Source organism: Candidatus Zymogenaceae bacterium (genome assembly GCA_016931225.1).
Lineage (GTDB): Bacteria > Desulfobacterota > Zymogenia > Zymogenales > Zymogenaceae > JAFGFE01.
Map to the genome: position 1 here is coordinate 1 of JAFGFE010000031.1, position 20236 is coordinate 20236.

Here is a 20236-nt window from a genome sequence, read left to right on the forward strand (position 1 = left end):
CCCACACCGTCAGGTGGAGTCGCATCGGCGTTTGCTTACACCTTAACCGCTTTTCCTGATCGTATACAGCGGGTACATACCTTGACCCGCTTCACCTTGCCGCCGACTTTGATTTTCATGGGCTGCAGGTTTGGATACCATTTCCTTTTAGATTTATTGTGGGCGTGGCTGACATGAAACCCGGTCATGGCGCCCTTGCCGCATATGTCGCATATTCTGCTCATTTATGCCAACCTCCAATTTTCAAAATCAACATGGTAATATACAAAATTGAAAGCGAAAAATCAAGAAAAAAATACACGTTCGGATACACAAAACGGCATTCTATATGTCATATCGACGCCCATCGGCAATCTCGGGGACATAACCGTACGTGCCGTGGAGATTCTACACAAGACGACGTATGTCGCTGCGGAGAAGATATCGCATACGAAGAAACTCCTTTCGCACTACCGTATCTCTGCAACATATATCAGCTACCGGGAGGAAAACCGGGTTCACGCAGCGGACGAGATAATCCGTCTTATTTGCGCCGGGCATGATGTGGCGCTGGTGAGCGACGCCGGCACTCCCGGCATTTCCGACCCGGGGCACTACCTCATAGAGCGGTGCATTTCGCTCGATATTTCAGTCGTGCCGATTCCCGGCGCATCGTCCGCCCTTGCCGCGTTGACGAAATCGGGATTTTCATCAGACCAATTTATATTCATCGGATTTTTGCCGAGAAAAGGGAAGAAACGAACCGAGATTCTTGAGGAGCTCTCACGAGAAAGAAGAACGGCGATCATATTCGAATCACCCAAAAGGACGATCAATACGTTGCGGGATATGGCCGAACATATTCAGGACAGACCCGTCGCTCTATGTAGAGAACTCACAAAACTCCATGAAACCTGCCTCAGGGGGACAGCCTGGGAGCTGATCGACATCTCTCAGGAGCACGATCCGCTCAAAGGAGAGGTTGTGTTGGTGGTATCGGGATTCCAAGACGATCCAAAAATGTCCATGTTGTCCGACGAAGATATCAAAAGGAGGGCAGAGGATTTTGTGAGAAAATACCCCGAGGCGAAAACCGGCACCATTGCAGCGATGTTGTCAAAAGAAACCGGCGTACGAAAATCCCGCGCCTATAGAATGATTGTTGATGTGAGAGAGAGAAAAGATTAAATAGGGGTTCAGCCTTCGTTTTGGAGAAAAGGAAGGGATACACCCACAAAACATACCCCGCATGGAACTCGAAAATCGAGGCCGCATGCGGGTAATCGGATATCTCTCTCGATGGTATATATAGATACAAATGAAAACGGGCTTTCGCCCGTTTTCTATCTCACGACCTGTGTTTTAAAGGAAAAGCGCAAATAATCAGTGCTTTCCCGAAATCGTCGGATCGGGGGCGCCGGGGGTCTGATCTTCACGATTCTGGACATGCCTTTTTCCCTCGAATATCGCCTGTCTGCTCATTTCAATGAGAAAAACCGCCATAGGGAGGCTGATCGTTTCGGCCACCGTTTCGACACGACCGCGCCCGTTACTGTCCGTGAAGGAAATGGCGATAACAGACTCCACCCCATCATTCTCCTTGAGATCATGCATCAGCCTCTTGATCTCTTTAATTTTATCAGCTGGCTTATCAACGGGCATATATCACCCCTCTGTGAGGCGGAAATGTTAAAAGCCTTCGATGTTTTCAAACGTCCCGGATTGTATCTCGGGGTTTGTTATTTCGATTCCTGTTTCTTGAGGGTATCCAAGAACTTGCCGAAAATGGTCTTGTACAGCTTTTTGTCGTTCTTGACCTTTTGACGAACCGCCTCTTCGTATCCGATGATGGTGTAATAGATGGCCCGGTCAAAAAACAAAACCACCCGATTGTTCAGCTCCAGTGACTGATACAGCTCGAAAGCCGTTGAGAGCTGACCGTCGGAGAGGATATAGAGCCACAGGTGTCGTTTAAGGAGCACCAGGGCGCTCACCACTTCGTGAAGGGCGAATCCCTCCTCAAATCGCTCCTGGCCAAGGCGGGTGTAGTATTCTTTCACTTCGTCCTTGCTGGTGGAACGAGATATCCAGTGACTTAACTGGCTGTACACGAGATGGGCGCGTTCGTAGAGTTTCTCTTCATCGAATTCCTGATAGGTGGGTGTGGAGGGATTTTCCCTCACGTCTCCCATCCAGTGTTTTGTGAGAATATCGGCGTTGCTCTCTATCAAATTGACCAGTTTTTCAGAAATCATAGTAAATCCCCCATATAAAATGTATTATTATTGCTCTTTTCTTATCCTTATAATAACCACCGGGATAGTTCATTGTCAACATCATACTTTATTTACCGACAAATTCAAACGGGATCGAATATGACGTCCCTGAGAAGATGATGCCTTTGACCATGACAACGATATGCTTTGTTTTTCTTGGCATGCTCGGAAATACGAGGAGTCCTTCGATACTGGTGCCTGGTTCTATATCCAGGGCCGCGCTGAACATGCTCTTTTTGAATGATGTTGCATCAGCCTCCGGGGCGAGTCGACGAAATCCGACAACGACTTCTGCGTAATCAAGTGCGCCGCGGAAGTAGCTTCCATCCACGTATATGGCGCAGCTTACGGGGTTGAACGTGATTTCTTCATTGGAACGATTCACGAAAGTCACAAGAAACAGATTGAAGGCGTCCCTCATCTCCGGGGCGGAAAGAAACGGGTTAGAGAGATCGTGTTTCATAAAAAACAGATCGATATCGGTATCATCGAGATATCGTATTTTGACATCATTCCCCAGCATGTCATAGACGACGGTATGACCCTCAAAATCAAAATTCATGGGCGTTTCGACTTCGGTGAAACGAGGCATGAAGTCTATTTTTCCGGTTTGCTCCATGTATGGCGCACAGCCAAAATAAAAAAAAGCGGCGCAAGAAAACATGAGACATGAAACCAGGAAGAGTTTTTTCATAATCAACCTTCCGTTATAAAGTGAACATCGGCTCCGCACGAGGAGCAGCGGCTCCCGTCGATACCCGTGATGTGTGTGGAGTATCCGCTCCGTTTCACCAGTATCGATTTGCAGTGCGGGCAGATTGAATCTTGTCCCTCAACGGCACGCATATTACCGACGTACACGTAGTTGAGCTTCTCTCGGGCGATGGAATAGGCGCGCATCATCGTCTCTTCCGGGGTAGGGGGTGCTGCAAAGGAGCGATGGGGAAAATACCGGGAGAGGTGCAGGGGAATGTCAGGGTCCGTATCGGCGATAAAATCGGTCAGTTTAATAAAGTGTTCGTCGGTGTCATTATGACCGGGTATGATGAGGTTCGTCACCTCCACAAGGCACGCTTTCGACGCCGTACGGATGGTATCGAGTACCGGCTCAAGCCGTCCCCTACAGTGTGTCTTGTAGAACTCATCATCCATCGACTTGAGGTCGATATTCATGGCGTCGATGATCGGAAGAATCTCAGAGAGCGGTTCGGGATTGATAAAACCGTTTGTCACCAGGACGTTGGAGAACCCCGCCTCCTTCACCGCAATTCCCGCATCCATCAGGAACTCATGCCAGATAAACGGCTCGTTATAGGTATACGCCACACCGATGGACGCATGTTTTCGGGCAAGCTCCACAACATCGGTCGCCGTGCATGTCGTGCGGGGTACGGGGGATGTGACCAGAGACCAGTTCTGACAGAAGCCGCAGGCGAAATTGCACCCGACGCTCCCCAAAGAGAGGATCGACGAGCCGGGAAAATAATGATAGAGCGGCTTCTTTTCTATCGGGTCCATCTGGGCCGACGCAACGCGCCCGTAGGTGAGGGCGAAAAGGGCGCCGTTTCTATTCTCCCGAACCCCGCATACGCCCCGTTTGCCATCTGCGATGGTGCATTCATGGGGACACAGGCCGCAGTCGACCCGGTTCTTGTCCCGCTTCACGTAATAGCGTGCTTCTTTCATGTCAGTAGGTGACATTGAATCCCGAGAATTCACCGGTATATGTCTCCCATTCGATCGAAACATTATCGACCCGGGACATGGGGGGCCCCGTGTGACACCACGAGATGAGCTCTTCCACAACGCTCCGCTCACCCTCGGCGACCACCTCAACATCCCCCGACGAGAGGTTCCTGACCCACCCGGTCAGCCCCAGGCGGTTCGCTTCATTGTTCGTATTGTGGCGGAAAAAGACCCCCTGTACCCGCCCTGCGACAATCAGATGTGCTCGTACCATGCTCAATCGGTTTCCTCCTTGATGAACAAAGTAAACTCATCCTCGGAAAGGAGTGTGATACCAAGCTCTTTCGCTTTATCAAGCTTGGATCCCGGATTCTCCCCATAGACCACGTAGTCCGTGTTTTTGCTCACCGCCGACGTCGTTCGACCGCCGAGCTCTCGTATCTTTTCTTGTGCCTCGTCCCGGCTGAATGACGACAGGGTACCGGTGACGACGAAGGTCTTGCCGGAAAGGGCGCCCGCCGTCCGTGACTCGGGCGACTGCGGGGTGAGGCCTTGTTTGATGAGCTTATCGATGAGGTCCCTGTTTTTATCCTCAGAAAAAAAGCCGACGACGCTTTTCGCCACCTCGGGGCCGATCTCGTGGATCGCCAACAGCTCGTCTTCAGTTGCCGCCATCAACCGGTTCAGGGTGGAAAACTGCCTGGCCAGAATGTCGGCCGTGTGCTCCCCCACCAGGCGGATTCCCAGGGCGTGGATGAACCGGGAGAGGGTGACGTGTTTCGATTGTTCCAGGGCCGAGACGATATTGGCGGCGGATTTCTCCGCCATGCGGTCAAGGGACGCCCAGTCATCTTTCGTCATGCGATAGAGATCTGAGAAGTCCCTCACCAATCCCCGCTCGACGACCTGATCGATGAGCTTCTCCCCCAGGCCGTCGATGTTCATGGAACGTTTCGATGCGAAGTGAAACACGCTCTCCTTCAGGCGGGCGGGACACGACACATTGACACAACGGTACGCCGACTCTCCGGGAAGCCGAATCACATCACCGCCGCACACGGGGCATTCATCCGGGATGTGAAAGGGTTTTTCCGTGCCGTTTCGTTTTTCCGGCACAGAGCGCACCACGTAGGGGATGACGTCGCCGGCACGCTCCACCACCACGGTATCGCCTATTCTGATGTCCTTCTTGTCGATCTCGTCCTGGTTGTGGAGCGACGCCCGGCTGACCGTCACGCCGCCCACGTTGACGGGTTTAAGGACGGCCGTCGGCGTGAGTGTGCCGGTTCGTCCCACGTTGACGACGATGTCCTGTATAACCGTCTCTTCCCGGCGGCTCTTGAATTTATATGCCGTCGCCCACCGGGGCGACCGGGACGTTTCACCGAGCACTCGCTGGAAGGAGAGGTTATCCACCTTCACGACCACCCCGTCGATCTCGTATGGGAGGTCGTCCCGCATCTCTTCCAGTCTCCGGTGATACCCCACCACGTCCTCGGGGTCTGAGAGCGCCTCGATCATGTCATTGACCGGAAAGCCCCAGCCATTCAATGCATCGAGTATCTCCCGATGTGTGTCGAACTCTCTCCCCTCCACCGTGCCGACTCCGTAGCAGAAGAGCCGAAGGGGTCGTTGTGCGGTGATGCTGCTGTCGAGCTGGCGGAGCGACCCCGCAGCGGCGTTTCTCGGGTTGGCGAAGGGCGGCTCCCCGTTCTCGTCCCTGTTTTCGTTCAGCTTTCGGAACCGTTCCGTCGGCATATAGACCTCGCCCCTGACCTCCAGGAGCATTGGAAGAGGCAATTTATCGTCCGTAATACGAAGGGGTATCTGATGTATCGTCTTCAGGTTCTGGGTGATATCCTCGCCCACCTGGCCGTCCCCCCGGGTGGAGCCGACCGTAAAGACGCCGTTCTCATAGACCAGCTCCACCGCAACGCCGTCCATCTTCGGCTCGACGACAAACGTGACGGGGCCGTCGGCATCGAGGGATTTCCTCACCCGCTGATGGAATTCAAGAAATTCCTCGGACGAATTGACATTGGAGAGGCTCAACATTGGGATGCGGTGGGGCGCCTCCCGGAATGATTCCAGAGGCTTCGCACCGACCCGTTGCGTGGGAGAGTCGGGGGTGACAAGCTCTGGATATGCATCTTCCAGGGACACAAGCTCCCGCACGAGGGCGTCGTATTCCGCATCCGTGACGACGGGATTGTCGTCCCGATAGTATCGATCGTTATGAAAGTTTATCTCATCCCTGAGCTGGTGGATGCGTCTTTCCGGATCGCCGTTCATGAAGTCAATTATACGACAACGGGAGGGATTTGCAAGCCGAAAGGATTCACGGCGACCTTGACTGTGTGATAAAAGCTGTGGTATGTAACAATCACCCGGTAGTGCAATGAACAAAAAAGATACAGGCACAGACTGTGGCGCACCACAGCTAATCACCATGCTCACCGATTTCGGCATCAAAGACCCGTTCGTCGGCGTGATGAAGGGGGTCATCCACGGGATACATCCGGCCGCCCGAACCATCGACCTGACCCATGAGGTTCCCCCCCAGGATGTCCGATCGGGTTCGTTCATGCTTTTGTGTGCGTACCGCTACTTTCCCCCCGGGACGGTGCACCTGGCGGTCGTCGATCCTGGTGTGGGCACCGAAAGGAGGGCACTGGTGATCGCGACGAACCGCCACCTCTTCGTCGGCCCGGATAACGGCATCCTCACCTGGGCGGCTCTGGATGACGGGATTCGATTCTCGGTCTCGATCACCAACGACGAATATCTCCTCCCGCAACCCTCGACGACCTTTCACGGTCGCGATGTATTCGCCCCGGCGGCGGCACATCTCTGCCGGGGGGTGAATCCGGAAGACCTGGGGGGGAAAATCGACGATGTGCTGATGCTCGATTTTCCACATCCGGAGATTCACAGTGCTTCCCGCATCGTCGGCGCTGTCATCCACACAGATCGTTTCGGAAACCTAATCACAAACGTCCGTCTGACGGACGATGAAAGGGCCCGCGTTACAAAGGTGAAGCTGAAAAATGTGTCCATACCGGGCATCTCCATCACCTACATGGACGGAGATCCGGGAGAGCCCCTGGCCCTCGTCGGGAGCAGCGGATTCGTGGAGATCGCATGTTCACAATCGAGCGCGGCTTTTATCCTGGGCGCGCACAGAGACGACGAGGTGATATTCGACCTTGAAGATTGAATCTCTGCACTCTTGGGACGTCGATTATCAGACCGCGAGAAGTATACAGGAGCATCTTCGCGGCAGGCTGATATTGACGGGCGGAAATTCTTCTTTCACGCTTGTCGCCGGGGCCGATGTGTCGTACAATAGGGGGGATGACGTTTTCTTCGCCTCCGTCGTGGTGATGGATCTCCACACGGGCGCGATCGTCGAGAAGGTGCACCATCACGGATGTGTCACGTTCCCCTACATTCCGGGCCTTCTCACGTTTCGGGAGGGGCCGGTGGTGCTCGGTGCCTTCGAAAAGCTCACGGTCACGCCCGATGTCGTGATTTTTGACGGACAAGGCATCGCGCACCCCAGAGGACTGGGACTCGCGGCCCACCTGGGACTCATACTCGATCTTCCCAGCGCCGGATGCGCCAAATCACGGCTCGTGGGGGAGCACGGGCCCGTGGGATGGGAGAAGGGGAGCATCACTCCCCTCATGTATGAAGAGAAAAAAGTCGGTGCGGTTCTCAGGACGAGAACGGGGGTAAAGCCGGTGTTCGTCTCCCCCGGGCACCGGCTCGACTGCATGGGCGCAGTGGACCTGGTCTTGTCCGCCGTCGGGAAATATCGACTTCCGGAACCGATCAGGCACGCGCATACGTCCGTCAATACGTTTCGCCGGGAACTTTCAGGCATATGAAAACAAAAAAACTTCGCTATATCGTCGTCATCCTGGTTTTGATGTGGGTGCTGTTTGTCTTCCAGTTTTCCTGCGTCACGGAGATCTCGCGCTTCAGTCCCGGCGATGCAATCATTTCGATCCTCTCCCTGTCGGACAGCTCCCGACATCTCGAGGTCATCTCCCGGGTCGATGATATCAATCTCGATGAAATCGATCCCTCCCAGGCGAACAAGCTCGCCTATCTCGCGGCGCTCTCTGCGATGCAGGTTGATGAGTGGGATACCGCCGAACGATATCTTGAATACTGTCTTTCTCGATACGGCATCCTTGAAGACTACGTGCTCTTTTACCTTTCCGACGTCTACTCCAAACAGGGAAACTTTGAGGGCGCACTGGCCTCGGGAAGACGCCTCCTGGAAGAACATCCGGACAGCATCTGGTTCGATGAGATGACCCTGACACTGGCCGATTACCATGCGGGGATGGGGGAATACGACACCGCCCGGGAGATTTACGATGATTTCCTTGATCACAACACATCGTCGGATCTGTATCCCGATGTGTTGTTCAAAAAGGGACTGCTTCTGGAGATGTCCGGAGAGAGGAACGAGGCGATAGAGATTTACCGAACCATCTTCATCGACTACGCCGGAGACGATACGGCCGCCGATGCGTTTGCAGGTCTGGTGAGGCTGGGTGGGGTAGGAGACCTGAGCGCGAAGGATTTAAGAAACCGCATCGACACCCTTTATAACGCAGATTACTACACCTCATGCATCGGTGCGATCAAGGAGATGGCGGCGCTCCTTGACACCACGGAGGCGGACCTTCCGGGTGCGGGGGAGATATCCTTCATCAAGGCGAAATGTTACTACGGTGCACACAAATACGAGAGCGCGGCGGCCCTCTTCGAGCGGCTTGCCAAAGACAATCCCGGCATTCCGGAGGACACGCTCCTGTACTGGCGGGCGAAGGCACAGGACAAGATGGAAAATGACGATGCCGCCATATCGCTTTTCATCGAGTTGTTCGAGAAAAATCCGAAGGGTCCTCTTGCGGACGACTCCCTCTACCTCGCCGCTCGAACGTGCGAGGAAATCGGTGATTTCGACCGCGCCCTGAAGTATTACAAGAAATATCTCACCACGTATTCCCACAGTAAACGAATAGAGGATGTGACCTGGTACATCGCCTGGATATACTACCAGGAAGCGCAGTATGAGCTGGCTCTGGAATATTTCGAAAACCTCGCCGCTCGATATCGAAAAAAAGACGGCTACCCCCAGTACATCTACTGGCGGGCGAGATCCATGGAGGAACTCTTCCGGTATGAGGAGGCGTATGCCGTATACCGCACGCTGGTGGAGGATTACCCGTATACCTACTACAGCTATCAAGCAAAAGAGCGTCTCGAGAAGATGGGATACACCGTTACGATCACTCCCCGGGAAGAGGAATTCGATCCGAACTTCTGGACCGCGGGATTCGACCGATCGGTTGAGTTCACCTCGGACGAGCGTATCACATCGCACCTCGCCAAGGCGCTGGATCTGATCGCGATGAACCGGGACGAGGAGGCGGCCGGCGAGCTTTCCCTGGTTATGGAGCGGTCCACGGGAGATCCTGAGCTGCTCATCGAGGTGGCCCGTCTTCTCAGGTTTTCCGGTGATTACTACACGCCGGTGCTCATCGTCAACAGAAGCTTCCCCCACCACCTGGATGAATACATTCCCGGTGAAAACGACCTCTACTGGCAGATGAAGTATCCGAAGGCGTATGAGGATGAGGTGCTTTTGCTTTCGGCGGAATTCGACATGGAGCCGGCGCTCATATACTCGGTCATGCGGGCCGAGAGCCTCTTTCAGCCCAGGGTCTATTCCTGGGCCGGGGCGGTGGGACTGATGCAGATCATGCCCGCCACAGGTGAAGAGATCGCCGCGAACATGGGACTGGAGGACTTTGAGAAGGAGGACCTCCTGGACCATCGGACGAACCTCAGGTTCGGCGTCTTTTATCTGTCCGGTTTGATGGATGATTTCGACGGTGAGGTGGTCTACGCTCTGTGCGGATACAACGGCGGTCCCGGTAACGCCCGAAAGTGGAAGCGAACGGCGGACCCTGAGATGGAGATGGACGAGATTATCGAGAATATACCCTTTTCGGAGACCCGTGCGTATGTCAAGCGAATCCTCGGCTATTACCGAATCTATAAGACCCTGTATGAAGGCGAAAGTCGTATCCAATAAAGAGGTTTCGCCGGGGCTGTTTCGCCTGTCGCTTGCGGGGGGCGAAAGACTCACCACGGGTCGCCCCGGCCAATTCGTGATGGTGCGCGGCGTATGGGGAGCCGATCCACTCCTCTCCCGACCGTTCAGCGTGTATCGCTATCGATCGTCGATAGATGTCGACGGGACGATTCAGCTTCTGATCAAACGGGTGGGGCGGGGGACGGAGCTTTTCTCCCGGGTCGTTCCGGGAGAGGAGCTGACCGTCCAGGGACCGTTGGGAAACGGCTTTCCCAAGATCGATGTATCGGGCAGACTCTTTCTTGCCGGCGGCGGCATCGGTGTAGCACCCATGATGTCGGTGGCGGAGTCTCTGGCAGGCGAGGAACTGAAGAGAACCCGTCTGATATTCGGCGGAAAGGCGGTTAATGATGTCTCCGGGATCGATGAGGACATTAGTGATGTGGGGGTGGAGACGATCTTTGTCACCGAGGACGGGGGGAGGGGACGGGCCGGAACGGTGGTTGATGTGCTGAAGGATGAGCTGACCCCCTCTGATGTGGTCTTTGCATGCGGCCCCCGAGAGATGCTCAGGGCCGTGGCGACCCTGGCGGGAGAGAAAGACTGCCGTGCGTTTATTTCCCACGAAGAGCGAATGGCCTGCGGCGTCGGGCTGTGTCTCGGCTGCGCCGTTCCAAAGGCTTCTGGTGAATACGCCCTGACATGCACGGACGGGCCGGTCTTCGTCGCGCAATCAATCCTGTGGGAGGAGTTGTGAGATGACGAACCCCGCCCGACCTGATATGTCTGTGGAGCTGTTCGGTGTTCGGTTCAAGAACCGGGTCATGGGGGCGTCGGGGACGGTGGGGTACGGGCTTGAGCTTCTTGACAGTCTCGATATCTCCCGCATCGGAGCGGTGGTGACGAAGGGTATCTCGGCCCTCCCGAAACGGGGGAATCCGCCACCGAGGATCTGCGAAACCCCGGCAGGCGTCCTCAATTCCATCGGGCTTGAGAATATCGGGGCGGAAAGGTTCATCATCGATGTCCTCCCCGAACTCTCACGGCACGACACGAATATCATCGCCAACATCTTCGGTGAAACGATGAGCGATTACCAACGTGTCGCCTCGATGTTCCGAGGAGTAAAGGAGGTGTGCGCGCTGGAGGTGAATCTCTCGTGTCCCAATGTGAAGAAGGGGAGCATCGCCTTCGGGAGGGACCCGGACACGGCGGCGCGCCTTATCAAAAAGGTCAAGAAGTCCACGGATAAGCCGATTATCGCAAAGCTCACGCCGAACATCACGGACATCGTACCCCTGGCACGAAGCGTCCAGCGCGCCGGCGCCGACGGTGTGTCCTTGATCAACACCCTCATCGGCATGGCGGTGGACGTCGAAAAACGGCGGGCGGTGTTCAAAAACATCACCGCCGGTCTTTCAGGCCCGGCCGTGCGGCCCGTAGCCCTCAGGATGGTGTGGGAAGCGGCGTCGAACCTTTCGATCCCCGTCATCGGCATCGGCGGCATAGGATCTGCGAGAGACGCCCTTGAGTTCATCATGGCAGGCGCCTCAGCGATCCAGGTGGGGACCGCAAACTTCACACATCCCGGAATCATGGGTGATATCGTCGAAGACATGGAAACGTACATAAAAGATCGGAACATCAATACACTGGACACGATACAGGGGATCATAACGAGGAAACACTCATGAGCGACGAAACCTTCATCCATCCGACGGCGGTGATTCTGGGCGACGCCGTGATCGGAAAGAACTCGAGCATATGGCCCCACGCCGTGATACGTGCGGATTTCAACACCATCACCATCGGAGAATACACCAGCATACAGGATTGCTGCGTCATACACTGTACCCCGTTCAATCCCACCTCGGTGGGGGACTACGTGACCCTGGGGCACGGCGCCGTGCTTCACGCGTGCACAATTTCCAATTATGTCCTGGTGGGGATGAACGCCACCGTGCTCGACGGGGCACATGTGGAGAAGAATTGCGTTATCGCCGCCGGCTCCGTGATTCTGCCGGGGACGAGGGTTCCCGAGGGGTCCCTGGTAACCGGCGTGCCGGGGAAAATCCACGAGGGGAAGGCCAATAAAGACGCCATACGAAACGGCGCGCTCACCTATTATGAACTCTCCCGGAGATACCTGGAGGGACAGGAGAGCTTTCCCCTCGATGAGGTCATGGAGGCGATGAAGAAATATATGGAACAGACCTGATACTACCGCTCCTCCAGGAGATACTGGAGGGTGATCGTTGTACCGGCGGGTCCCTGTACCCAGACGTAATAAGTCCCCGGCGGCAGTGACAAACGGGTCAGTTCGGAGTCGGAGTCATATCCATATCCCTCGGTGCCTCCCCCGGTGTCCACGGATTCAGAGGATTCACTGTCGATATATTCGTCTTGGCCTTCGAGTCCGGGACGGTATACAAAGAGGGACTCACCGGAAGCGACTGCGTTTTCGCTGGTAATGCCCCAGGGGTGATCGGCGCCCCAAACCGTGAAATTCACGGCAGAGGAACCCTCGGGCACAATCAATTCCGTCTGATACGTCCCCGATGTATGATCATCGGGGATTGTTATCGTCAGAACCATCTGACGAAAGGATGATCCCGCTGCACTGAAACAGACACATACCATGAAAACGAGAAAACAGACGACGGGTACCGATTTAAAATATTTCATGCATCGTTCCTTTGAAAGTAACGCATAAATTATAATAGACACCGTTCAATTAGTCAAAGTGAAAACAGTATCGGTGCGAGAAAGGAACTTGACAATATAGGTTAAGTATATTAGGATTGAACCGGAATTCAAAAGAGGTGGATATGAAACACAAGGTGGTCCTTCATTTCTCCAAGGAGATATGGGACAAGCCCATCATCTATAAGCTGATCAGGGAATATGACCTGGTTGTCAATATCCTTAAGGCAAGCGTATTGCCGAGGCGGGAGAGCTACCTCATCCTTGAGCTTGAGGGCGATTCAGACATCTACCGCCGGGGCATCGACTACCTGAGGGAATGCGGTGTGGTGATCGATTCCATTGATCAGGACATCAAGCGGGATGAAGATCTCTGTACCCACTGCGGCGCCTGCACGGCGATATGCCCAACCAACGCCCTTTCGATAAACCGCGACACCATGGAGGTCTTGTTCGATTCTGAACTCTGCAGCGGCTGCGAGTTGTGTGTCCCGGTTTGTCCACCTCGGGCGATGCAGGTATTCATTGCATAGCGGTTCAAAAGTTTCATGAGACTGACGACAAGAGGACAGTATGCGGTCAGGGCGCTGGTGATGCTGGTTCTCACGGAGAAAGACGGGCCGGTCAACCTCAAGCGCATTTCGGAAAAGGAGGGGATATCCCTGCACTATCTGGAACAGCTCTTTTCAAAGCTCAGAAAGGGTGAGATTGTAAAGAGCGTCAAGGGACCGGGCGGTGGATATGTCCTGGCACGGGATCCTGAGAACATCAGCGTCGGCGAGGTGATCGAGATGGTGGATGAACCAATCAGCCCTGTTTTCTGCGTCGATCACAGCAAAGATGCATCCGCCTGTCATCGTTCGGGAGAATGCACCACCCAGTGGCTGTGGGCCGAGCTGGGCGATTGTATCAGAGACTATTTGAACTCTGTAAGCATACATGAAGTGTGCGAGAAGGCCCGATCCCGGGGTCTCTCGACAAAACAAAAATGAAAAAAAAACGCGTCTACATGGATTATAACGCCACAAGTCCGGTGCTCCCGGAAGTGCTTGACGCCATGATCCCCTTTTTCACCGACGTATGCGGCAATCCTTCCAGCGCCCACAGATACGGACGCGAGGCCAGGGAGGCGGTCGATCAGGCCAGGGAGCGCGTCGGGTTGCTCCTGAACGCGAACATGGATGAGATCGTCTTTACGGGGGGCGGGTCGGAGTCGGACAATCTGGCGCTGAAAGGCCATCTCTTCTCGACCAAAGAAACGTCCCATCACATCATCACATCCGCCGTTGAGCACCACGCCGTCATCAACACGGTAGACTGGCTCGAAGAGGTGGGACATGATGTTGATTACATCGGCGTGGGCGAAAACGGCGCCCTAGATATCGATGAGCTGGAGGAGGCGATCTGTGAAAATACGAAGATTGCAAGCTTTATGTACGCCAATAACGAAACGGGCGTCATTTTTGATATCCCCCGCATTTCGTCGATATTGAAGAAAAACAATATTGTCTTTCACACCGACGCCGTCCAGGCGACGGGCAAGATTCCGATAGATGTGCAAAAAGACGGGATCGATCTCCTTTCTGTCTCCGGTCACAAAATGGGTGCGCCAAAGGGTATCGGTGCCCTTTATATCAGAAAGGGTATCAGGCTTATGCCTTTGATTCACGGTGGAAGCCATGAATTCGGCATGCGTGCGGGGACGGAGAACGTCCCGTCCATCGTCGGCATGGGCATGGCCGCCGAGCTCTCAAGAAAACGGCTCGCGGAAGAGACCGATCGCCTGACCCGTCTCCGGGACAGGCTGGAATCCGGCATTCTGAATGCCGTTCCGGACGTATCGGTGAACGGAAAAGGCGCACCCCGTCTTCCGAACACAACAAACATCAGCTTTCACTACATAGAAGGGGAGGGGATGCTTTTGGGCCTCGACCTTGAGGGCGTCGCCGTATCGTCCGGTTCGGCATGCACAACGGGCACACTCAAGACATCTCACGTATTAAGCGCAATGAATATCGACGCCGTCATTGCACAGGGATCAATCAGATTCAGCCTGGGTCCGGATTCAACCGATGACGACGTCGATTATGTCATCTCGAAGATCCCGGAAATAGTCGAGCGGCTGCGCGCCATGTCTCCCCTCGCTCCAAGAAAGGGATAAGAAGACGCTTCATGTATACTGAAAAAGTTATTGAGCATTTTCACAACCCGAAGAATGTCGGCGAGCTTGACAATCCGGACGGCACGGGTGAAATCGGGAACGCCGCATGCGGTGACATCATGCGGATAACCATACACGTCATCGACGGCGTGATATCGGACATCAAGTTCAAAACCTTCGGATGCGCCGCCGCCATCGCCACATCCTCCATGATTACCGAGATGGTCAAAGGAAAATCCCTCGATGAGGCCCTGAAGATTACAAACAGAGATGTCGCCGAAGAGCTGGGCGGCCTGCCGAAACAGAAGATGCACTGTTCCAACCTCGCCGCCGACACACTGAAGGCGGCTATAGAAAACTATCACGAGAGAACGAACGGAAAAGGACCGGGGTCCTGAATCCTCAGTGTAAATAATCATGGGAAACAACGAACGGGTCCTGGTGGCCCTGAGCGGCGGCGTCGATTCGGCGATATCTGCGGCGCTACTTCTTGACGACGGAATGGAGGTGGAAGCCGTCACCTTTGTCCTGTGGGATGAATCTCTTACGGGACATGCAGGAAATCCCGATGCCGCGGCCGAGAGCGCATCCCGCGTCGCCCGGACACTCGGCATTCCCCACCGCGTCCTGGACGCGAGCCGCGGATTCAAAAAGGATGTGATCGATTATTTGTCCTGTGCGTATCTTACGGGAACGACGCCGAACCCCTGTGCAGTGTGCAATCGCCGGGTCAAATTCAAATATCTTCTCGATGAGGCGGAGTCGGGTGATTTCCGCTTTATCTCCACCGGTCACTATGCCCGCACGGTGGACGACGGCTCGGGAATACGACTTTTGCGGGGAATCGATGGAAAGAGGGACCAGTCCTATTTTTTGTCGCTCGTTCGTCCCGATCAGCTTTCACACACACTCTTTCCTCTGGGGACGCGCCGTAAGGAAGAGATACTCCGTATGGCCGAAAGTCGCTCAATCCCGCTTCCGGAGTCGGAAAGCAGAGAGATCTGTTTTCTCGGAAAAGACGACTACAGGGCGTACCTCAGGCGGCTTGTGGGAGATCGCATGGAACAGGGCGAGATCGTCGACATTTCGGGCAACGCGATCGGAACCCATACCGGCTTCTGGAATTATACCGTGGGTCAGAGGAGCGGTATCGGCATCCCCGCCTCCCGGCCCTATTATGTGGTGAGTACGGAAGCGAAACAGAACCGGGTTATCGTTGGGTATAGGGAAGACATCATGAGGCGGGAGGTTGTCGCCGGCTCGTTTAACTGGATATCCGGAATACCGGACATGACCGAGTTTCGATGCGACGGCATGGTCCGCTACAATGAGAAACCATCCCCGGGAACGGTATATATCGAATCTCCCGATACCGTTCGGATGGTTTTCGAAGAGCCGCACTTCGCACCGGCTCCCGGTCAGATACTGGCGCTCTATGAGGGCGAGCGTGTCATCGGAGGGGGGATGTTGGAGTGACTCAGACCGTCGCCGTTATAACACTCGGGTGCAAGGTCAATTTCACCGACAGCGAATCAATCGCCTACGATCTGAAATCCCTGGGATATCGAGTGGTTATGGGACATGAACGGGCCGCCGCCGCCGTCGTCAATACCTGCACGGTCACCGGTAAGGCGGATTATCAATCCCGCCAGGCCGTCCGCAGAATGAAGCGGGAAATCGGTGACGGCCCGGTCATCGTTACCGGGTGTTCCGTCGCGGTCTATCCCGAGAGCATTGCGAACAGCGGCGTCGATACGGTCATCGTTCACCCTCAAGACAGAGCCGACATTGCGGACATAGTCCGTAACCTCATCGGCCCATCGGACACATCGGACGGGAACGATGAGGATGTTTGTGTGTCGGACTCATCCCGGGATATTCATGAAGACACTCGAACCCGGGCGTTCGTGAAAGTCCAGGAGGGGTGCAACGCCCGATGCAGTTACTGCGTGGTGCCCCTTGCCAGGGGGAGGGAGAGGAGCGTTCCCGCTGATACCGTCGTCTCCCGTATTTCCGAGCTTTCATCGAGGGGATACAGGGAGGTTGTCCTGACGGGCATTCACCTGGGACGTTACGGAGATACGGATTCGTTGTCTCTTGTCGGGCTGCTCGGGCGCCTCATTGAGGCGGGATTCCCCCTCCGGTATCGTCTCAGCTCGCTGGAGCCGCTGGAGATATCGGACGACCTGCTTCATCTTATGACCGATACACCTGAGATCACGCCGCATCTGCACATCCCGCTCCAGAGTGGGGACGATTCCATCCTGAAGGCAATGAAGAGGCCGTATCAGGTTGATTACTTTGAAAAACTCGTCGAGAGGGCGAATACGCTGCTGGACGCACCCGGCATCGGTATCGACGTGATGGTGGGCTTTCCGGGCGAGGATGACAATGCGTTTGAGAATACCGTATCGCTGCTCAAAAGACTTCCCGTAACGTACCTTCACGTGTTTCCTTTTTCACCACGGCCCGGCACGCCAGCGTTTCAGATGTCGGAACAGGTCCCGGGGAGGATAAAGAAGGAGCGGGCGAAAATCATCAGGGACATCGGCGAAGAGAAAAACAGATTGTATCGACAGGGCCGGGTGGGACATACCCTTGAGGTACTGACGGAGAGAAAAGACGGGATACACCTTACCGGAAAGAGCGAAAACTACCTCACCGTGTACATGGATGAACATGCCGATGAGGTCAACTGCATCGTTCCCGTTACCGTTGTCGACCTGACGGAAGACGGAGTATATGGAAGAAAAACTGTGTGCATGTGAAAAGATACTGGAGTACCGATTTGAAGACCGTCTGTGGCTCGTTCGCGCTTTGACCCACGCCTCGGCCCAGAGTGATGAAGCTCCGTTCGGCTATGAACGGCTCGAATTCCTGGGAGACGGTGCTATCGACCTGATCATCGGGCTGATGCTGTTCGAGCGATATCCCGATTGGGACGAGGGGTGGCTCACCCGGGCAAGGGCGATGCTTGTCAATGCGGACAGTCTGGCCCGACGGGCGCGGGATGCGGGGCTCGATCATCTCCTCATTCTCGGGAAGGGCGAGGAGAAGGCGGGGGGGCGGAAAAAAATATCAATCCTTGCAGGTGTGTATGAAGCCGTGGTGGGGGCCGTGCTGGTCGACGGGGGATATGGATCGATAGAGCCGATCGTCAAGAGGCATTTTCGCGATGTCGTTGAAAACATCCATACCCTGAACACGAAGAATTACAAATCCCTCCTCCAGGAGAAGATACAGGTGGAGCTCCAGACCCTTCCAGACTATGAAGTGGTGGAATGTTTCGGTCCCGAACACGAAAAAAGGTTCATCGTTCGCGTCTCAGTGGACGGCGAGGAATGGGGGAGGGGCGAAGGAAAAAGTAAAAAGGATGCGGAAATGGCCGCCGCCCGAAATGCGCTTGAAAAATGAAAAATATCAAACGATTTATCATACCGATATTTATCCCCCATGCAGGGTGTCCCCATCGTTGCCTGTTCTGTGACCAGCAGGCGATCACATCCGCGGGAGCCGTGAAACTCACCCGCGGACATATCGTGGAGACGGTCAACAGTTATACGGAGACACGCCCGGACTGGGAACGGGATATAGAGCTCGCCTTTTTCGGGGGTAGCTTCACATTGCTCCCGATGAAGCGACAGCTTGATCTGCTCAAGATCGGCAAGGAACTGATCGACATGGGCCGAATCGATGCGCTGAGGGTGTCCACCCGGCCCGATGCGATCAGTGAAAAGGTCCTCGGCTTCCTTGAGGAGTACGGTGTTCGAACGATAGAGCTGGGGATTCAGTCGATGTCCGATCACATCCTCGAACTGTCACAACGGGGTCATACGGCCGACGATACACGGCGGGCGGCCTTGCTTATAAAGCGCCGAGGGTTCGACCTGATCGCCCAGATCATGCCGGGTCTCCCCGGAGATACCGAGTCTACGATCATGGGGACCGCCGAGGATGTGATAAACCTCGTCCCGAGCGGTGTCCGGATATATCCGACGGTGGTCATCAAGGATACGGAGATGGAGCGGCTCTATCGTGAGGGGAGATACGTGCCGTTGTCACTGGACGAGACGGTACGGATTACGGGATTGATCGTCCGGATGTTCCAGGAACACGATATTCCCATCATCCGAATCGGGCTCTCCCACTCAAAGGATCTCGAGAAACGTGTCGTTTCGGGACCCTATCATGAATCACTGGGCGCGCTGGTGATGGAAGGAATGATGGCCGAAAGGATCGAACGAGTTGTTGGAGAACTTTCGCACATTCCCGACCCCCTTGTCATCAGAGTGCACCCGAGGCTGGTGGGCGCCGCCGTGGGCGGAAACAAACGAACCATCAGAAAGCTCGAAAAGGTCCACAACCTTAACAAAGTAAAGATCACCGGGGATCGGTTTCTCACCGAGGAGGAGATCGTCATTGAAAACCTTTAAATCGGGTTTTGTGGTGCTCGTCGGGAAGACGAATGTGGGTAAATCCACTCTGATGAACACCATCCTGGGGGAGAAGGTCTCGATCGTCACCCCAAAGCCCCAGACCACCAGAAACCGCATCATGGGCATCCTGACGGACCAATCATCTCAGATCGTCTTCGTGGATACACCCGGTTTTCACAGGGCGGCCAAAAAGGAGCTGAATCTCTACATGATCAGGACCGCACGGGCGGCCCGTGACGACGCCGATATCGTCACGATCATGGTGGAGGCGGGCGACCGCCTCGACGATGTCGACATGGAGGTGCTCCGTGGTCTGAAGAACGTGAAGACGCCCGTCATCCTCCTCATCAACAAGGTGGATCGGGCGAAAAAGGAGACGATCCTTCCGCTGATTGAATCCATCGAAATGATGCACAACTTCGAAGAAATCATCCCGGTTTCGGCGCTGACGGGCGACGGCATAGAGATATATCTCGATGCCGTACAGAGACTTCTCTCCGAAGGCCCTCCTTTTTTTCCCGAGGACGCCCTGACTGACCAGAGCGAGAAGTTCATCACGGCGGAAATCATACGGGAAAAGGTGTTTCGCCTCACACGTAAGGAGATACCATACGCCGTTGCGGTGGCTATCGATCGCTTCCAGGAGGACGCCCAGAAGGGTCTTCTTCTCGTGGATGCGGTGATCTTTGTTGAGCGGGAATCGCAGAAGGGGATCGTCATCGGGAAGGGAGGCTCGGTCGTCAAGGAAATCGGAACACAGGCCAGGATGGACCTGGAGGCGTTTTTTAACATCAAGGTATACGTTGAACTCCGAGTGAAGGTGCTCAAGGATTGGGCGAAGCGGTCGGAGATGCTCAAACGTCTGGGATATCAATAG

The 20236-nt window shown here is 54.9% G+C and carries 24 protein-coding genes; 16 read left to right on the plus strand and 8 right to left on the minus strand.

Features of this window, described 5'->3' with window-relative positions; genetic code table 11:
• Nucleotides 1-35: 35 nt before the first annotated feature.
• Nucleotides 36-224, minus strand: a complete 189-nt coding sequence (locus JW885_12050) for a 50S ribosomal protein L28 (protein MBN1882899.1) — start codon at nt 222-224, stop codon at nt 36-38.
• Nucleotides 225-270: 46 nt separating this feature from the next.
• Between JW885_12050 and rsmI the strand changes: the two genes are divergently transcribed.
• Nucleotides 271-1167: a 16S rRNA (cytidine(1402)-2'-O)-methyltransferase gene (rsmI, locus tag JW885_12055; GenBank protein MBN1882900.1), complete on the plus strand. Its 897-nt coding sequence runs from the start codon at nt 271-273 to the stop codon at nt 1165-1167.
• A gap of 195 nt (nt 1168-1362) precedes the next feature.
• Here the strand turns inward: rsmI and JW885_12060 are convergent, their stop codons facing one another.
• From JW885_12060 to ligA, 6 genes are all read right to left on the minus strand, one after another.
• Nucleotides 1363-1641: a hypothetical protein gene (locus tag JW885_12060; protein MBN1882901.1), complete on the minus strand. Its 279-nt coding sequence runs from the start codon at nt 1639-1641 to the stop codon at nt 1363-1365.
• Nucleotides 1642-1718: 77 nt separating this feature from the next.
• Nucleotides 1719-2234, minus strand: coding sequence for an RsbRD N-terminal domain-containing protein (locus JW885_12065; protein ID MBN1882902.1), 516 nt, complete (start codon nt 2232-2234; stop codon nt 1719-1721).
• A gap of 88 nt (nt 2235-2322) precedes the next feature.
• Nucleotides 2323-2847, minus strand: a complete 525-nt coding sequence (locus tag JW885_12070; GenBank protein MBN1882903.1) for a hypothetical protein — start codon at nt 2845-2847, stop codon at nt 2323-2325.
• 104 nt (nt 2848-2951) lie between these two features.
• Nucleotides 2952-3941 (minus strand): AmmeMemoRadiSam system radical SAM enzyme, encoded by a 990-nt coding sequence (gene amrS, locus JW885_12075; GenBank protein MBN1882904.1) that lies wholly within the window; start codon nt 3939-3941, stop codon nt 2952-2954.
• A 1-nt stretch (nt 3942) separates the two neighbouring features.
• The gene (locus tag JW885_12080; protein ID MBN1882905.1) at nt 3943-4221 is read right to left on the minus strand and encodes an acylphosphatase; all 279 of its coding nucleotides are present in this window, start codon (nt 4219-4221) and stop codon (nt 3943-3945) included.
• Nucleotides 4218-6233: an NAD-dependent DNA ligase LigA gene (ligA, locus tag JW885_12085; GenBank protein ID MBN1882906.1), complete on the minus strand. Its 2016-nt coding sequence runs from the start codon at nt 6231-6233 to the stop codon at nt 4218-4220. Before ligA ends, JW885_12080 begins: the two co-directional genes overlap by 4 nt.
• 106 nt (nt 6234-6339) lie before the next feature.
• Here ligA and JW885_12090 point away from each other — a divergent pair, with 106 nt between their 5' ends.
• The 6 genes from JW885_12090 to JW885_12115 are packed head-to-tail and all read left to right on the plus strand — an operon-like array spanning nt 6340 to nt 12277.
• A complete protein-coding gene (locus JW885_12090; protein ID MBN1882907.1) occupies nt 6340-7158 on the plus strand; it encodes an SAM-dependent chlorinase/fluorinase in 819 nt (272 codons plus the stop codon).
• A complete protein-coding gene (locus tag JW885_12095; protein ID MBN1882908.1) occupies nt 7148-7831 on the plus strand; it encodes an endonuclease V in 684 nt (227 codons plus the stop codon). The genes JW885_12090 and JW885_12095 overlap by 11 nt, the downstream gene beginning before the upstream one ends.
• On the plus strand, nt 7828-10059 hold the full coding sequence (locus tag JW885_12100) for a tetratricopeptide repeat protein (GenBank protein MBN1882909.1): 2232 nt from the start codon (nt 7828-7830) through the stop codon (nt 10057-10059). Before JW885_12095 ends, JW885_12100 begins: the two co-directional genes overlap by 4 nt.
• Nucleotides 10034-10816: a dihydroorotate dehydrogenase electron transfer subunit gene (locus JW885_12105; protein MBN1882910.1), complete on the plus strand. Its 783-nt coding sequence runs from the start codon at nt 10034-10036 to the stop codon at nt 10814-10816. The genes JW885_12100 and JW885_12105 overlap by 26 nt, the downstream gene beginning before the upstream one ends.
• Nucleotide 10817: 1 nt before the next feature.
• Nucleotides 10818-11753 carry a dihydroorotate dehydrogenase gene (locus tag JW885_12110; GenBank protein MBN1882911.1) on the plus strand — a complete coding sequence of 312 codons (936 nt, stop codon included), beginning with the start codon at nt 10818-10820 and terminating at the stop codon, nt 11751-11753.
• On the plus strand, nt 11750-12277 hold the full coding sequence (locus JW885_12115; protein ID MBN1882912.1) for a gamma carbonic anhydrase family protein: 528 nt from the start codon (nt 11750-11752) through the stop codon (nt 12275-12277). The genes JW885_12110 and JW885_12115 overlap by 4 nt, the downstream gene beginning before the upstream one ends.
• A gap of 2 nt (nt 12278-12279) precedes the next feature.
• On the opposite strand, the gene JW885_12120 is transcribed toward JW885_12115, so the two are convergent.
• Entirely contained in the window at nt 12280-12744 is a 465-nt protein-coding gene (locus JW885_12120; protein MBN1882913.1) for a hypothetical protein, read from the minus strand.
• Nucleotides 12745-12887: 143 nt separating this feature from the next.
• On the opposite strand from JW885_12120, the gene JW885_12125 reads away from it, so the two are divergent.
• From JW885_12125 to era, 9 genes are read left to right on the plus strand one after another with little or no spacing between them, the layout of a single operon-like run.
• A complete protein-coding gene (locus JW885_12125) occupies nt 12888-13295 on the plus strand; it encodes a 4Fe-4S binding protein (protein MBN1882914.1) in 408 nt (135 codons plus the stop codon).
• 15 nt (nt 13296-13310) lie between these two features.
• Nucleotides 13311-13754 (plus strand): Rrf2 family transcriptional regulator, encoded by a 444-nt coding sequence (locus tag JW885_12130; GenBank protein MBN1882915.1) that lies wholly within the window; start codon nt 13311-13313, stop codon nt 13752-13754.
• Complete coding sequence (nifS, locus tag JW885_12135; protein ID MBN1882916.1) at nt 13751-14923, plus strand: cysteine desulfurase NifS; 1173 nt, start codon at nt 13751-13753, stop codon at nt 14921-14923. Before JW885_12130 ends, nifS begins: the two co-directional genes overlap by 4 nt.
• Nucleotides 14924-14934: 11 nt before the next feature.
• A complete protein-coding gene (gene nifU, locus JW885_12140; protein MBN1882917.1) occupies nt 14935-15321 on the plus strand; it encodes a Fe-S cluster assembly scaffold protein NifU in 387 nt (128 codons plus the stop codon).
• Nucleotides 15322-15340: 19 nt separating this feature from the next.
• On the plus strand, nt 15341-16399 hold the full coding sequence (mnmA, locus tag JW885_12145; protein MBN1882918.1) for a tRNA 2-thiouridine(34) synthase MnmA: 1059 nt from the start codon (nt 15341-15343) through the stop codon (nt 16397-16399).
• A complete protein-coding gene (gene mtaB / locus JW885_12150) occupies nt 16396-17691 on the plus strand; it encodes a tRNA (N(6)-L-threonylcarbamoyladenosine(37)-C(2))-methylthiotransferase MtaB (GenBank protein MBN1882919.1) in 1296 nt (431 codons plus the stop codon). The genes mnmA and mtaB overlap by 4 nt, the downstream gene beginning before the upstream one ends.
• Nucleotides 17666-18337 (plus strand): ribonuclease III, encoded by a 672-nt coding sequence (gene rnc / locus JW885_12155; GenBank protein ID MBN1882920.1) that lies wholly within the window; start codon nt 17666-17668, stop codon nt 18335-18337. Before mtaB ends, rnc begins: the two co-directional genes overlap by 26 nt.
• A complete protein-coding gene (locus JW885_12160) occupies nt 18334-19356 on the plus strand; it encodes a radical SAM protein (protein ID MBN1882921.1) in 1023 nt (340 codons plus the stop codon). The genes rnc and JW885_12160 overlap by 4 nt, the downstream gene beginning before the upstream one ends.
• Nucleotides 19343-20236, plus strand: coding sequence for a GTPase Era (gene era, locus JW885_12165; GenBank protein MBN1882922.1), 894 nt, complete (start codon nt 19343-19345; stop codon nt 20234-20236). The genes JW885_12160 and era overlap by 14 nt, the downstream gene beginning before the upstream one ends.

What these genes read in the sequence shown, in the direction of transcription:
- JW885_12050 (MBN1882899.1), bottom strand. Translation starts at nt 224, where the DNA reads ATGAGCAGAATATGCGACATATGCGGCAAGGGCGCCATGACCGGGTTT.
- JW885_12060 (MBN1882901.1), bottom strand. Translation starts at nt 1,641, where the DNA reads ATGCCCGTTGATAAGCCAGCTGATAAAATTAAAGAGATCAAGAGGCTG.
- JW885_12065 (MBN1882902.1), bottom strand. Translation starts at nt 2,234, where the DNA reads ATGATTTCTGAAAAACTGGTCAATTTGATAGAGAGCAACGCCGATATT.
- JW885_12070 (MBN1882903.1), bottom strand. Translation starts at nt 2,847, where the DNA reads ATGCCTCGTTTCACCGAAGTCGAAACGCCCATGAATTTTGATTTTGAG.
- amrS (MBN1882904.1), bottom strand. Translation starts at nt 3,941, where the DNA reads ATGAAAGAAGCACGCTATTACGTGAAGCGGGACAAGAACCGGGTCGAC.
- ligA (MBN1882906.1), bottom strand. Translation starts at nt 6,233, where the DNA reads ATGAACGGCGATCCGGAAAGACGCATCCACCAGCTCAGGGATGAGATA.
- JW885_12090 (MBN1882907.1), top strand. Translation starts at nt 6,340, where the DNA reads ATGAACAAAAAAGATACAGGCACAGACTGTGGCGCACCACAGCTAATC.
- JW885_12100 (MBN1882909.1), top strand. Translation starts at nt 7,828, where the DNA reads ATGAAAACAAAAAAACTTCGCTATATCGTCGTCATCCTGGTTTTGATG.
- JW885_12105 (MBN1882910.1), top strand. Translation starts at nt 10,034, where the DNA reads ATGAAGGCGAAAGTCGTATCCAATAAAGAGGTTTCGCCGGGGCTGTTT.
- JW885_12110 (MBN1882911.1), top strand. Translation starts at nt 10,818, where the DNA reads ATGACGAACCCCGCCCGACCTGATATGTCTGTGGAGCTGTTCGGTGTT.
- JW885_12115 (MBN1882912.1), top strand. Translation starts at nt 11,750, where the DNA reads ATGAGCGACGAAACCTTCATCCATCCGACGGCGGTGATTCTGGGCGAC.
- JW885_12120 (MBN1882913.1), bottom strand. Translation starts at nt 12,744, where the DNA reads ATGAAATATTTTAAATCGGTACCCGTCGTCTGTTTTCTCGTTTTCATG.
- JW885_12125 (MBN1882914.1), top strand. Translation starts at nt 12,888, where the DNA reads ATGAAACACAAGGTGGTCCTTCATTTCTCCAAGGAGATATGGGACAAG.
- JW885_12130 (MBN1882915.1), top strand. Translation starts at nt 13,311, where the DNA reads ATGAGACTGACGACAAGAGGACAGTATGCGGTCAGGGCGCTGGTGATG.
- nifS (MBN1882916.1), top strand. Translation starts at nt 13,751, where the DNA reads ATGAAAAAAAAACGCGTCTACATGGATTATAACGCCACAAGTCCGGTG.
- nifU (MBN1882917.1), top strand. Translation starts at nt 14,935, where the DNA reads ATGTATACTGAAAAAGTTATTGAGCATTTTCACAACCCGAAGAATGTC.
- mnmA (MBN1882918.1), top strand. Translation starts at nt 15,341, where the DNA reads ATGGGAAACAACGAACGGGTCCTGGTGGCCCTGAGCGGCGGCGTCGAT.
- rnc (MBN1882920.1), top strand. Translation starts at nt 17,666, where the DNA reads ATGGAAGAAAAACTGTGTGCATGTGAAAAGATACTGGAGTACCGATTT.
- JW885_12160 (MBN1882921.1), top strand. Translation starts at nt 18,334, where the DNA reads ATGAAAAATATCAAACGATTTATCATACCGATATTTATCCCCCATGCA.